Below are 12,750 nucleotides of genomic sequence, written 5' to 3' on the forward strand. Positions count from 1 at the left end.
GGCCAGAACGACGTGCACGCGCGGTGGGTGTCAGCCGCCGGCGACCGACTGCAGAATCTGTATTTCCTGTCCGGGCGCCACTTCGGTGCTAACGCCGCTCAGTAGGCGAACGTCCTCTCCGTCCACGTAGACGTTGACGTACCGGCGCAGGGCGCCGGTCTCGTCACGAATGCGCCTGCCGAGCACCGGGTACCTCTCGGCGAGAACGTCGAGGACGGCAGCCACTGTCGCCACGGAGTCGAGAACCACGTCGAGGGTGCGTTCACCGCCCACGATCGAGGCGAGGGCGCGCGGAACCCGAACGGACACCGCCCCGGTCACGGCGCGGCCACCACCGCCGCGCGCACACAGAGGACGTCGGGAAGGTGTCCGACCACCTCGGTGAACGTGGCGCCCTCGTCGGCGCTCGCATACACGGCACCGCCGCGCGTACCGAAATACACTCCCGCGGGGTCGGCGGTGTCGACGGAGGCGGCGTCACGCAGCACCACGTTGTACTCGCGTTCGGGTAAGCCGCGGTCGAGCCGGGTCCAGGTGTTGCCGGCATCCTCGCTGCGGTACACGGCGAGGCGGCCGTCCGGTGGGATCCGTTCGGCGTCCGCCTCGATCGGCACCACCCACACCGTGCCCTCGCGAGACGGGTGGGTGAGCATGACGAAACCGAAGTCCGACGGCAACCCGTCGGCAATCGACTTCCACGTGTCGCCGTTGTCGTCGGATCGGTACACGCCGTGATGGTTCTGCGCGTACAGCCGATTCTCGGTCACCGCGTCACGGGCGATCTTGTGGACGCATTGCCCGAACTCCGGATTCGGATCCGGCAGGAAGCCCGCCGAGATGCCCGCATTGCGCGGCTGCCAGGTGCGGCCGCCGTCGGTGGTGCGGTAGACGCCGCCCGTGCTCATGGCGACGTGCACCGTGTCCGGGTCGCGGGGATGCGGAACCACGGAATGAGCTGCAGCGCCGCCGAACCCGGCACCCCACTGCGACCGGTGCGGGTGGTCCCACAGTACGCGCTCGAGTTCGAAGTGCTCGCCGTTGTCCAGGGATCGCCACACCGAAATCGGTTCACAGCCCGCCCATACGACACCGGGCCGGTCTTCGCTGTCCGGTTGGAGTTGCCAGATCCGCTCGAGCGCGGCGTCGTCGGTGTCACCGAATCGGATCGCCCCGTGGTCGGGTTCGACCCATGTGGCGCCCAGATCGTCGGAATGGGCGACGGTCGGTCCCCAGTGCTCCGACCGGACCCCCACGAGAATGCGGGTGCGGCCCGCGCGGGTGTCGATGCCGATGCTGGGGATTTCGTGCATCAAGAAGTGTGGGCCCGAAAACGACCACGTGGTGCGGTTTCGGCTGGTGGCCAGCCAGAGGCCCTTCTTGGTTCCGATCGCGAGCAAAACTGTGTCGGCTGCGCTCATCGTTACATCGGACCACTCGGTCCGGCGAATGGCAATGGTGCGATCACACCTCGGCGGTCAGGTCAGCTGGAGAGGGAATGTGACGCGTGGATCCGGGACCGCAGGTGGGCGAGCGCGCGGTGCTGGGCGACGCGAATGGCCCCGGGCGTGGTGTCGAGTACGCGAGCCGTCTGTTCGGCGGACATCCCGACCACGATGCGCATGAACACGATCTGCTGGTGCCGGACCGGGAGCGTCTGCACCAGTTCGTCCATCTCCCCCCGAAGTTCGGTGCGCAGCACGTGGTGCTCGGGCCCCTCGTCGATAGCCACCGTGTGATGCGCGGTGGCCGAGCGTGCGGTGGGCACCGACAGGCGATTGGCACGCCGACGGGCATCGGACACCTTGTGTGCGGCGATACCGAAGATGAACGACAACAGGGATTTACCTTCGTCGCGGTAGGTGCGCAGTGCGCTCATCAATGCGAGGGAGACGTCTTGGGTGACGTCGTCGGCCGAGGCGTGCGGGTGTTCCACCGATTCGAGTCGGGACGTGCAGTAGCGATGCACCACCGGGTGGGCGATGCGGAGAATCTCTTCCACAGCCTCCTCGTCCCCGACGGCGGCGAGGGGTGCGAGGCGCTCGAGCTGCGCTCTGACGTCCGTCTCGATCATGGTGTTCTCCCGTTCCGTGTGACTGCTTCCAGCCTCGGCGGAACGGGCGCCCGTCGATAGGCACCGAAGGGTGACGAACACCCACCCCCTCGTGCGCGTCGTGGACTTCATAGTGGGATCTAGGACACGCGCTAGATGTCCGCAGATTCGGCTATCGAGGTTGTTACCTTCGAGGCCATGGACCCCGTCCGTAATCCCTACGCCCCCGGCGCAGGCCAGCGTCCACCGGAGCTCGCGGGCCGAAGTCGACAGCTCGACGCGTTCGACGTGGTGCTCGAGCGGATCGCCCGCGGCCGTCCGGAACGCAGTGTGGTGCTCACCGGCCTCCGCGGAGTCGGAAAGACGGTGCTGCTCAATCATCTGCGGTCGGCGGCCATCTCCCGAAGCTGGGGAACCGGCAAGATCGAGGCCCGACCCGACCAGGACGTGCGCCGACCGTTGTCGTCGGCGCTGCACATGGCAGTGCGCGAGATCGCGGGGGCACACCGCAACCCCGATCGGGTCGAGGAGTTCCTGGGCGTTCTGAAGTCGTTTGCGTTGCGGGCGACGGCGGACAAGGGCATGCGGGAGAGATGGCAACCCGGGATCGACGCCCCGGCCGTGAAGGGTCGGGCGGATTCGGGAGACATCGAGATCGATCTGGTGGAGTTGTTGCTCGACGCCTCCTCGCTGGCGCGAGATGTGGGCGTCGGGATCGCGCTGTTCATCGACGAGATGCAGGACCTCGGTGCCGCGGACGTCTCCGCGATCTGCGGCGCGTGCCACGAGCTCAGCCAGGACGCGGCGCCGCTCATCGTGGTCGGTGCCGGTCTCCCGCACCTGCCTGCGGTGTTGTCGGCATCGAAGAGTTACTCGGAACGGCTCTTCAGTTACCACCGCATCGACCGGCTGGACCGGCCGTCGGCGGATCGCGCGCTCATCGCGCCCGCAGAGCGGGAAGATGTGAAGTTCGCCGATGAGGCTTTGGATGCGTTGTATGCGGCCGCCGACGGTTATCCCTATTTCGTGCAGGCGTACGGGAAGGCCACCTGGGATGTGGCTGCGGCCAGTCCGATCACCGAGGAAGACGTGCGGGTGGCGGCACCGACCGCGGAAGAGGAACTCGCCGTGGGGTTCTTCGGTTCCCGCTACGAGCGCGCGACCCCCGCCGAACGCGAGTACATGCGGGCGATGGCGGATCTCGCGGGCGACGACGGCCCCGTCGCGACAGCAGCGATCGCCGCCGAACTCGGTCGTAAGCCGGCCTCGTTGTCACCCGCCCGGGACGGCCTGATCAAGAAGGGCTTGATCTATTCGGCCGAGCGTGGATCCATCGGGTTCACCGTCCCGCATTTCGGCCGGTATCTGCGCGGCCAGAGCGACTGAGAGATCGGTAGCGCAATCTATCGCTTTCTAGGCTCATCGCTAGAGAGTCGAATACGACGCTAGCGGGAGTCGTGGAGTTCAGCCCTGATCGATGTAGTGCTCGAGCTGGTCGCGTTCGCTCTGCAGCTCGCCGATCCGGCTCTTCACCACGTCACCGATGCTGACGATGCCGACGAGCTGCCCCTCCACCACCACGGGCAGATGCCGGATCCGGCGCTCGGTCATGGTCTCGGCGAGGCTGTCCACACTGTCGGTGGGCAGGCAGGTGAACACCGAGGTGCTCATGATGTCCGCGACCCGTGCCTTCAGCACGTCGGGTCCACGCTCGTGAATCTTGCGCACGACGTCGCGCTCGGTCACGATGCCGACCAGCGAGCCCTTCTCCAGCACCACCAGCGCGCCGACATTGTGCTGGGCGAGCTCGTCGACGACGCTGCTCACCGACGTATCGGCGTCGACCGTCGCTACCGCCGTACCCTTGCTCCGCAATACATCCGCGATCCGCATCTGGACACCCCGATCCATCCGCACTCGTACCCGCCGGGTCGATCGCGGGTAACTATCGAGCCTAGGCCAGCGCTACGGCAGCTCTCCGCATGTTTACCTACTCGTGACCGTAGGCTTGCGAACGATCCTGCTCCTCGGGCAACGCCGCTCCTCCGTACACTCGGCGCCGATGACTCAGGTGAGCGGGGCCGCCGCATACGACGCGGCGGGTGTAGACGGTATTCGATCGCTGTGGGAGCGCGTGAGCGCGATCAGCCCCACCCCGGCGACATGGATCGTCCAAGTGGTAGCAGTGGTCGCGGTGGTGCTCGTTCTCGAGCCCCACGCCTGGCGCATCACGCGCAACGTGGTGACGATCATCCACGAGGGTGCGCACCTCGTGGTCGCGCTGCTTTTCGGTAGACGACTGAAAGGTGTCCGGCTGCACTCGGATACGTCCGGGGTCGCGATCTCGTCGGGCAAGCCCACGGGACTCGGTGTCGTTCTCATGACCTTTGCGGGGTATGTGGGTCCCGCGGTCCTCGGCCTCGGCGCAGCCTGGGTGCTCGGGACCCGCCATGCCGTCGCGGTGCTCTGGATCGGCGTGGTGGCACTCGCCGCCATGCTGATCCTGGTTCGGAACCTCTACGGGCTGTTCTCCCTCACCGTCGTCGGAGCCCTGCTGTTCGGATTGGTCTGGCTCGGCACGGAGCAGCAGCAAGTGGCGGCTGCCTACCTGATCACGTTCTTCATGCTGGTGGCGTCACCGCGGCCGGTCATCGAACTACAGCGGAGTCGGGCACGGCGGGCCGCCCCCGACTCCGACGCCGATCAGCTGGCGCGGCTCACCCGTGTTCCCGGCATCGTCTGGGTGGGTCTCTTCCTGCTGGTCAACATCGGATGTCTCCTGCTCGGGGGCTGGTGGATCCTCCGTCCGGTCGGGGCGTGATCGCCGGCCCCGCTCGTTACGCGACCTCGTGCTCGCTGCCCGCCGCGACCTTGCGCAGGCCGCGGTAGGCACCTTCCGCCGTCTGTCGCCCCGCCACCACGGCTTCCACCTCAGCGGCGATAGGCATGTCCACGCCGTGGTCACGGGCGAGTTCCATGACGGTCGGTGCGGTCTTGACACCCTCCGCGACCTGACCGAGTTGGGCGACGGCCTCCTCCACGGTCAGCCCGCGGGCCAGCGCTTCGCCCACCCGGCGGTTACGGGAACTGGGGCTCATGCACGTCGCGATCAGGTCACCGACACCGGTGAGGCCGGCGAAGGTTCGTGGGTTGGCGCCCATCGCCTCGCCGAGCCTCGTCATCTCGGCCAGTCCTCGGGCGAGCACCATGGCCCGCGTGTTGTCGCCGACGTCGAGTCCGTCGGCCATGCCCGACGCGATGGCCACGATGTTCTTGAGCACGCCACCGAGCTCGCACCCGAGCACGTCGGTGTTGCGGTAGACGCGGAAGACGGGGGACGCGAACAGTGGCTGCAGGGCGGTGGCTACTCGAACGTCCTGGGTGGCCACGACGGAAGCCGCGGCAAGTCCGTCGACGATCTCCCGAGCGATGTTCGGCCCCGCGAGGAGCCCGACGGGATGGCCGGGGAGGCATTCCGCGATCACCTCGGTGGGACGCAGCCGGGTGCCGGGCTCGAGTCCCTTGGCCAGCGACAGCACCGGTACCCACGCGCGCACCTCGTTGGCGATCTGCGAGAGGGTGCCGCGGACGGCATGTGAGGGCACCCCGACGACGAGGACGTCTGCCTCCTGCGCTGCCTCGACGAGGTCGGCGGTCGCGCGCATCGAGTCGGGGAGGACGCGGTCACCGAGGTACCGGGAGTTCCTGTGGACGGTGTTGATCTCGTCGGCGGTGTCCGAGCTCCGCGCCCACAAGAGGGTCGGTGTGTTCCGCGCCGCCAGTCCGGCCACCGTGGTTCCCCACGAGCCCGCTCCGAGAACGACGACGCGAACCGGCCGGGCCATTATCGATCACTCCTGTATCGATCACTCCTGGGGCGAATAGGGTTCATACCGTCAAGCGTGGCACCGGAAGCCGGCGACCACACCGAAATCGCCAACGGAGCCCCCAGACCGCGACGTACGGTGGCTTCATGAAGTGGTCGAACGCCCTCGGGATCCCGGCCGCCGCGCTGGCCGCCGTGGCCTCGTATGACCTGCTCCAGCGGCGGCACGCTCTGCTGCGCAATTTTCCCGTCCTGGGCCACGGCAGATATCTGCTGGAGTCGCTCGGGCCGGAGCTTCGGCAGTACATCACGACCAATAACGACGAGGAGCGTCCCTTCACCCGCGATCAGCGTCGCTGGGTGTACGCGTCGTCGAAGAAGGAAACCAACACGTTCGGCTTCGGCACGGACAACGACATCGAGTTCACCGACGGCTACACCATCATCAAGCACCGCACGTTCTCCGACATCGCCCCGTCGGCCGTCCCCGGGGGTGGTGACACACTTCAGCTCCCGTCGGCCAAGGTTCTGGGGGCGGCACGCGGCCGGGCCAAGGCCTTTCGTCCGCACTCACTCGTCAACATCTCGGCCATGAGTTTCGGCTCGCTGTCGTCGGCGGCGATCACCGCCTTGAATCGCGGTGCCACAGCGGCGGACTGCCTGCAGAACACCGGTGAGGGTGGGCTGTCGCGGTACCACCGGAACGGTGCGGATCTGGTGTTCCAGATCGGTACCGCCTACTTCGGGTGCCGGGACGAGGACGGCCGGTTCGATCTCGATCGACTCGTATCCCTCGTCGACTCCGCCCCGGTACGGGCCATCGAGATCAAACTCAGCCAGGGTGCGAAGCCCGGGCTCGGTGGCCTGTTACCGGGTGCGAAGGTCACGGCCGAGATCGCCGAGATCCGCGGCGTCCGGGAAGGCAGCGACTGTGTCAGTCCGTCCCGGCACACCGCGTTCCACGACGTCGACAGCATGCTCGACTGGGTGGAACTCGTCGCGGCCGAGACGGGACTGCCGGTGGGCATCAAATCGGCAGTCGGAGACTCCCGGTTCTGGGAATCGCTGATCGAGGAGATGACCCACTCCGACCGGGGCGTCGACTTCGTGACGATCGACGGCGGCGAGGGTGGCACAGGCGCGGCACCGCTGGTGTTTTCCGACGCGGTTTCGTTGCCGTTCCGCAGTGGATTCGCCCGGGTGTACTCGATGTTCGCCGAGGCGGGACTCACCGACGGCGTCACGTTCATCGGCTCCGGGAAACTCGGTTTGCCCGACAACGCTGTGGTAGCGATGGCTCTCGGTTGCGACATGATCAACGTTGCCCGCGAGCCGATGCTCGCGATCGGCTGCATCCAGGCCCAGAAATGTCACACCGATCGATGCCCCACGGGAGTGGCCACCCAGAGCAGCTGGCTGGAACACGGCCTCGACGCCCAGGCGAAGTCGGTACGGGCCGACAACTACATCCGATCGCTGCGGCGGGACGTGTTCAAGGTAGCCGAGGCGTGCGGAGTCGCACATCCCGGACTGATCACGGCTTCGGATGTGGAGGTCGCGGACGGCAACCGCCGCGCGACTACTCTCGCCGAGCTCTACGGTTACCGGGACGGGTGGGGACTTCCGGGACTCGCCGATCGCGACGAGATCACCCGGCTGATGGCCGAATACGCGGCCGGCCCGGTCGGGGAGACCGGCTCACCCGACGCGCAGACGAAGCCCGGAACAACCGGGGCAGACGGTCACCGCTGATACACGTCGGGGATGCCGTCGCCGTCTTCGTCCCGGCTCTCCGCAAGCGCGATGGTGCGGTAAGCGCCGTTGCGCATTCGCAGGACCGCCGCGGCCAGGACCGCGGCGGTCAACGATCCGGTCAGTACGCCGACCTTGACGTGATCACCCCGCAGGGAGTCCATGCCGAAAGCGAGGTCGCCGACGAGGAGAGAGACGGTGAACCCGATGCCGCCGAGCAGGGCGACTCCGAGGACGTCGAGCCAGGCGAGGCCGGAGTCGAGGGTCGCCCGGGTGAACCGCGACATGAGGTACGTGGTGCCGAATATTCCGACCGCCTTGCCGATCACCAGGCCGGCGACGATACCGAGCGCGACCGGGTCGCGTAGTGAGGTGCTCAGTCCGGAGAATCCGCCGATGGTGACCCCTGCGGCGAAGAAGGCGAACAGCGGCACTGCGAATCCCGCCGAGATGGGCCGAATCCGATGCTCGAAGTGCTCGGCCAGACCGGGTCCGGCCTCGGGACCGCCGGCCTTCTCACTGCGCATCACGGGAACGGCGAAGCCGAGGAGGACGCCTGCCACGGTCGCGTGAATCCCCGACTCGTGCACGAGGATCCACGTGGCCGCGGCGAGGGGCAGCAGGATCCACCAGGAGCGGACGCGTCGTTGCACGGCAACGGTGAACAGTGCCAGCGGGATCAGCGCGAGAAGCAATGGGCCGAACGCGAGCTCATCGGTGTAGAAGACGGCGATCACGGTGACGGCCAGCAGGTCGTCCACGACTGCGAGGGTGAGGAGGAAGGTGCGCAGGGCCGCCGGAAGGTGAGTGCTCACGATGGCGAGGACGGCCACCGCGAACGCGATGTCGGTGGCCGTCGGAATCGCCCAGCCGGCGAGCGCCCCCTCACCGGTGCGGGCGTTGATCAGAACGAAGACCAGCGCGGGGACGGCCATGCCACCGACGGCGGCGGCGATGGGAAGAGCGGCGCGGCGAGGATCACGCAGGTCTCCGGCCACGAACTCCCGCTTGAGTTCGAGGCCCACGACGAAGAAGAAGATCGCGAGCAGCCCGTCGGCGGCCCACGTCCCGAGCGAGAGGTTCAGGTGCAGGGAGGCCGGCCCCACGGTGGTGTCGCGCAGCGCCGTGTACCCGTCGGACCACGGCGAGTTCGCCCACACGAGAGCGATGACCGAGCCGATCAGGAGTAGCGCTCCGCCCACCGTTTCCTTGCGCAGGATGTCGGAGATCCGCGCGGTCTCCGCCCACGATCCGCGGGAAAACAGCGTCGATCGGGTCTGGGATTCGCTCACGGCACACTCCTGGAAATCGGGTCGACAATATCCTTGCCGACCAGACTTCCCGGCGCACCGTTGACTACCCTACCGTCCCAGGGTGGTCACCGTCTGCGCGCGGTCACCAGGAGGTACTCCCATTCCATGGCGGTCCCGTCGAAGTGGCGTCGCGCGAGGTCGGCGAGTTCACCGTCCAGTGCGGCCACCCGTTCCGGGTCACCGGCGATGTTGCGGTACACGGCGATCGTGGGGCCGTACCGCTCCTTGAAATAGTCGCGGAACTCCTCGGGCGTCGGAAACTTCTCGACGTGCAACGTCTGCCGCGTCGCCGTCAGATCGGTCACCCTGTCCCCGAACAGTTCGCGGACGTGTTCCTCGCGACCCCAGAGCGGTGGGGGTTGCGCGCCGGGTGGGGGAGCCGGGGCATACGGTTTCATCGTCGCGAACATCTGACCGATGAAACCCTCCGGCGTCCAGCTGAGCAGTCCGATCCTTCCACCCGGACGACAGACACGGACGATCTCGTCGGCGCTCTGCTGGTGGTGCGGCGCGAACATGACACCCACACAGGACATGACGACGTCGAACTCCTCGTCGTCGAAGGGCAGTGCCTCGGCATCCGCTTGCTGCCATTCGACAGCAGCCCCCGCCGCGGCAGCCTCACGGCGTCCCACATCGAACAGTTCCGGGGTGAGGTCACTCGCGACGACGTGACCCCCTGCGAGCGCGGCAGGAATAGCGGCATTGCCCGACCCCGCTGCGACATCCAGAACGTGGTCGCCCGACCGCACCTCGCACGCTGCCACCAGCGCCGGTCCGAGGTCCGGGATCACCTCGCCGGCCAGCGAGGGGTAGTCGCCGAGCGCCCACATGGCGCGGTGCCGGGTTTTCAACTCGCGGTCGGCCTCGACCGCGTCGATCGTGTCCTTCATCTCGAAGACCTCCTGTGGTCGGATGGGCGCCTGGTTGTCAGGACGCCCAGGTGCCAGCCTTCGCGCAACGGGTGCCCGGGAAAAGACACCCTGGGGTGGTTTCCGGCCCCCGCCCGACCTCAGCCGTCGTTGCGGAACTGCGCCGCGAGTTCGCTGCGGGAGCGCACGCCGAGCTTCGCGTAGACCCGTGTCAGGTGGTACTGCACCGTCTTGACCGACAGGAACAGTTCTCCCGCTGCCTCCTTGTTGCTGGCACCACCGGCGACGAGTTCCGTCACCGCCTGTTCCTGAGGCGTCAGGTCCGCGAGTGAGACACGACTGCGCTCGAGGTTGAGCCCGCCCGCCTTGATCTCGCGGTCACACCGCAACACGTACGACGTGGCACCGAGAGCCGAGTATCCCTCCCGCGCGGCCTGGATCACCGCATCGGCCTCACGGCGTTTACCGGCCCGTCGCAGGGTCTGGCCGTACGCGAAGTTGACCCGGGCGCGGTCGTAGGGCAGCGGCAGCGTGTCGAGATGCTGCAGTGCTTGCTCGAAGACGGCTCGGGCGGCGTCGATATCCCCGCGGGCGCCGAGTATGCGTCCGCGGGCATAGCCGAGCCGCGCCTGGGCGGAACGGTGCTGTCGCGCTGCGGCCCGTTCCTCGTGGGGGATGAGGAAGGTGTCGGCGTCGTCCACCCTCCCGACCATGACGAGCGCATTCGCGTAGACGTCCGGCCAGTGCCAGAATCCGGGTTCGTCGACGCCCTCCCGCGGCTGGAGCCGGATGAGGGGTTCGAGTGCGCGAATCACCGTGGGGTAGTCGGCTTCCACTTCGGCGCACTGGGCGCGTGCCAGCGAGGCCGGTAAGAACATGATCGGGTAGTCGTGGAGGCTCGCGGCCGCCCGCCGGAGGTGGTGCTGTGCGGCATCGCGATTGCCACGCAGCGCCTGCGTCTGGGCTCCCGTCCAGTGCACGAGTGGCCGCAGTAGGTCCAGCCCGACATCCTCCAGCTGACGCGCGGCACGTTCGACGGTGGCCACGGCCCCACTCCAGTCACCGAGGGCGAACTGGGTGCGAGCCAACCAGGCCTGCGCCCACAGCGAAATACGGGCAGAGCCCATCCGAAATGCCGTCGGCACGGCACTTTCGAGTTCCTGCCGCGCCGCCTCCGGTTCGTCCAACGCCAGGTCGAGCCAGCCCCGGGCCATCTCGAAGCGTTGCGACTGGGCGCCCAGTGCGACTGTGGCCGACAGGTGGTCGTACGCGGCCCGCGCCTCGGCTGTCTTGCCCGTCGCTGCCAGTCCGAGGCCCATGATCGCCGCGGATTCGACGGCCGAAGGATCGCTCGGGTCGACGAGGGATACTGCCCGCGAACCCCACTGGACGAGGTCGGGCCCGTGCCACCGGGCCAGGGAGTCGAGGACCCGGCGCTGACAGATCAGTGCGGCAGTCGCCGGATCCGTTGCGGGGTCGCAGGCCGACCACGACTGCGTGAGCAGCAGGTCGGCCTCCGCGGGGCGGCCCCGCTGGATGGCCAGATAGCCGAGGACGGCGTCACGGAGCGGGCTTGCGGGGAAGCTTTCGATTTCGGGTGCGAACGCGATCGCCTGCGGCAGATTTCCGGTCCCGACCAGGGCGTCGACGGCGCGGATCAGGCGTTGCTCTCGAATGCGTCGGTCTGCGCTGAGGCGGCTCGACTTGATCAGGGCGTCCGCGACGGCGGACCAGGCCCCGACCGTGGCCCGGTGGACGGCGTGGCGGTCGAGTTCATCGGCGAGTTCGGGGTGGGGAAACGGTGACGCGGCAGCCAGATGGTCGAGGCGCTGACTGTCGTCGTCGACGATGCGTGCTGCGTGCTCGTGCAGGTCGCGCAGTCGGATCGGGCCGAGGTCGCGGTAGACGGCGGCCCGGGTGAGTGCCGAGGGGAACACGAGCACGGTGACGCCGCGATGCTCGCCCATCGTCAGCAGTCCCGCTCGGTGCGCCTCGTCGAGTGCTTCGACGGGATTCGCGATGTCCGCAAGTTCGGCGGCATCGGCGAAACGCGGATCACCGACGAGGACGGAGGCCGATTCGACCAGGGCGCGCGCGGGCGCCGAGCACGCCGTGAGCCGCGAGCGCACCGATGCGGTGACGGCCCGGGGGACGGGCAGCACGGGTTGCCAGTGGGACCAGGCGTCCGGCTCCACTTCGTGGAGGAGTTGCGTGACGTGCCGGGGATTTCCGGCCGTGTGCTGCCTGAGCTGGTGCGCGACGGGCGCTGGAAGGTCCACGTGCGCAATGTGGTTCGCGAGTGTGCGAATGTCGGACGCATCGAGGGGCGGGACGCACAGCCGGTGACGGTGATGTCGGTCGAGGAGCTCGATCACGTCGGGCGAGACGTCGGCGGCCGGTTCCGACGTCGTAATCAGCACCAGCATGGCAGGGCGGTCGAGAAGAGGAGTCGCCGACGTGACGGCCTGCAACGATTCGAGGTCGGCCCAGTGTGCGTCGTCGAGCACGACCACGACCTTCTCCCCGGGAAGTGCGGTCACCGCGGCGGCGAGCTCGTGGGCGACGTCCAGAGGATGTCGTGCGGTCACTGCGGACCCCAGCAACTGCTCGACCACGCCGAACGGGTGCCCCGTCGCCCAGGGCGTAGACACTGCGGCAAGCGTCGGCACCTCGGAGTGCGCTGCAAGGAACGCCTCGACGAGGGTGGTCTTGCCGATGCCGGCGGCCCCTTCGACCAGCACGACGGCCGGCAGGTCGGGAGTCGCCCCGCGCAGGAAAGCCTCGAGACTTGCGAGCTCACGTGAACGGCCGACGAGTTCGCTGTTGGCTGGGTCACTCACAAGGCTCACCGTATCGCGACGCGATTTCGGGCGGGTGCCTGGCAGAACGGCGGAACGCTTGTAACGTGAGGTGAGAAGCAGCTGATCGACACGGACG

General features: G+C 67.9%; 11 protein-coding genes. 3 read left to right on the forward strand and 8 right to left on the reverse strand.

The features are described 5' to 3' along the window. Positions 1–30: 30 nt before the first annotated feature. The 3 genes from L1080_RS29820 to shbA all read right to left on the reverse strand — a co-directional run bounded on the left by L1080_RS29820 (position 31) and on the right by shbA (position 2,071). Entirely contained in the window at positions 31–321 is a 291-nt protein-coding gene (locus L1080_RS29820; RefSeq protein WP_250776975.1) for a MoaD/ThiS family protein, read from the reverse strand. Further along, a complete protein-coding gene (locus L1080_RS29825; RefSeq protein ID WP_250776974.1) occupies positions 318–1,418 on the reverse strand; it encodes a WD40/YVTN/BNR-like repeat-containing protein in 1,101 nt (366 codons plus the stop codon). Before L1080_RS29825 ends, L1080_RS29820 begins: the two co-directional genes overlap by 4 nt. 62 nt (positions 1,419–1,480) lie before the next feature. After that, positions 1,481–2,071 (reverse strand): RNA polymerase sigma factor ShbA, encoded by a 591-nt coding sequence (gene shbA / locus L1080_RS29830; RefSeq protein WP_250776973.1) that lies wholly within the window; start codon positions 2,069–2,071, stop codon positions 1,481–1,483. 177 nt (positions 2,072–2,248) lie between these two features. On the opposite strand from shbA, the gene L1080_RS29835 reads away from it, so the two are divergent. Continuing rightward, on the forward strand, positions 2,249–3,436 hold the full coding sequence (locus L1080_RS29835) for an ATP-binding protein (protein WP_250776997.1): 1,188 nt from the start codon (positions 2,249–2,251) through the stop codon (positions 3,434–3,436). Between the two features lie 78 nt (positions 3,437–3,514). On the opposite strand, the gene L1080_RS29840 is transcribed toward L1080_RS29835, so the two are convergent. Further along, on the reverse strand, positions 3,515–3,943 hold the full coding sequence (locus tag L1080_RS29840) for a CBS domain-containing protein (RefSeq protein WP_159927347.1): 429 nt from the start codon (positions 3,941–3,943) through the stop codon (positions 3,515–3,517). A 241-nt stretch (positions 3,944–4,184) separates the two neighbouring features. Between L1080_RS29840 and L1080_RS29845 the strand changes: the two genes are divergently transcribed. Beyond that, positions 4,185–4,871 (forward strand): M50 family metallopeptidase, encoded by a 687-nt coding sequence (locus L1080_RS29845; RefSeq protein ID WP_236603514.1) that lies wholly within the window; start codon positions 4,185–4,187, stop codon positions 4,869–4,871. Positions 4,872–4,887: 16 nt separating this feature from the next. Here the strand turns inward: L1080_RS29845 and L1080_RS29850 are convergent, their stop codons facing one another. Next, positions 4,888–5,895, reverse strand: a complete 1,008-nt coding sequence (locus L1080_RS29850; protein WP_109333855.1) for an NAD(P)H-dependent glycerol-3-phosphate dehydrogenase — start codon at positions 5,893–5,895, stop codon at positions 4,888–4,890. Between the two features lie 128 nt (positions 5,896–6,023). Here L1080_RS29850 and L1080_RS29855 point away from each other — a divergent pair, with 128 nt between their 5' ends. Beyond that, positions 6,024–7,628, forward strand: coding sequence for an FMN-binding glutamate synthase family protein (locus L1080_RS29855; RefSeq protein WP_159923595.1), 1,605 nt, complete (start codon positions 6,024–6,026; stop codon positions 7,626–7,628). Here the strand turns inward: L1080_RS29855 and nhaA are convergent. The 3 genes from nhaA to L1080_RS29870 all read right to left on the reverse strand — a co-directional run bounded on the left by nhaA (position 7,619) and on the right by L1080_RS29870 (position 12,653). Continuing rightward, complete coding sequence (nhaA, locus tag L1080_RS29860; RefSeq protein WP_250776972.1) at positions 7,619–8,920, reverse strand: Na+/H+ antiporter NhaA; 1,302 nt, start codon at positions 8,918–8,920, stop codon at positions 7,619–7,621. The genes L1080_RS29855 and nhaA overlap by 10 nt on opposite strands. Positions 8,921–9,006: 86 nt before the next feature. Then, positions 9,007–9,834 carry a class I SAM-dependent methyltransferase gene (locus L1080_RS29865; RefSeq protein WP_159923599.1) on the reverse strand — a complete coding sequence of 276 codons (828 nt, stop codon included), beginning with the start codon at positions 9,832–9,834 and terminating at the stop codon, positions 9,007–9,009. Between the two features lie 119 nt (positions 9,835–9,953). Further along, positions 9,954–12,653, reverse strand: a complete 2,700-nt coding sequence (locus L1080_RS29870) for a helix-turn-helix transcriptional regulator (RefSeq protein ID WP_250776971.1) — start codon at positions 12,651–12,653, stop codon at positions 9,954–9,956. Positions 12,654–12,750: the final 97 nt, after the last annotated feature.

Source organism: Rhodococcus sp. MSC1_016 (assembly GCF_023667485.2).
Classification (GTDB): domain Bacteria; phylum Actinomycetota; class Actinomycetes; order Mycobacteriales; family Mycobacteriaceae; genus Rhodococcus_F; species Rhodococcus_F oxybenzonivorans.

Excerpts from the sequence above, each read along its gene's own strand:
- L1080_RS29850 (WP_109333855.1), bottom strand. The coding sequence starts at position 5,895 with ATGGCCCGGCCGGTTCGCGTCGTCGTTCTCGGAGCGGGCTCGTGGGGA.
- L1080_RS29840 (WP_159927347.1), bottom strand. The coding sequence starts at position 3,943 with ATGCGGATCGCGGATGTATTGCGGAGCAAGGGTACGGCGGTAGCGACG.
- L1080_RS29835 (WP_250776997.1), top strand. The coding sequence starts at position 2,249 with ATGGACCCCGTCCGTAATCCCTACGCCCCCGGCGCAGGCCAGCGTCCA.
- L1080_RS29865 (WP_159923599.1), bottom strand. The coding sequence starts at position 9,834 with ATGAAGGACACGATCGACGCGGTCGAGGCCGACCGCGAGTTGAAAACC.
- L1080_RS29855 (WP_159923595.1), top strand. The coding sequence starts at position 6,024 with ATGAAGTGGTCGAACGCCCTCGGGATCCCGGCCGCCGCGCTGGCCGCC.
- shbA (WP_250776973.1), bottom strand. The coding sequence starts at position 2,071 with ATGATCGAGACGGACGTCAGAGCGCAGCTCGAGCGCCTCGCACCCCTC.
- L1080_RS29825 (WP_250776974.1), bottom strand. The coding sequence starts at position 1,418 with ATGAGCGCAGCCGACACAGTTTTGCTCGCGATCGGAACCAAGAAGGGC.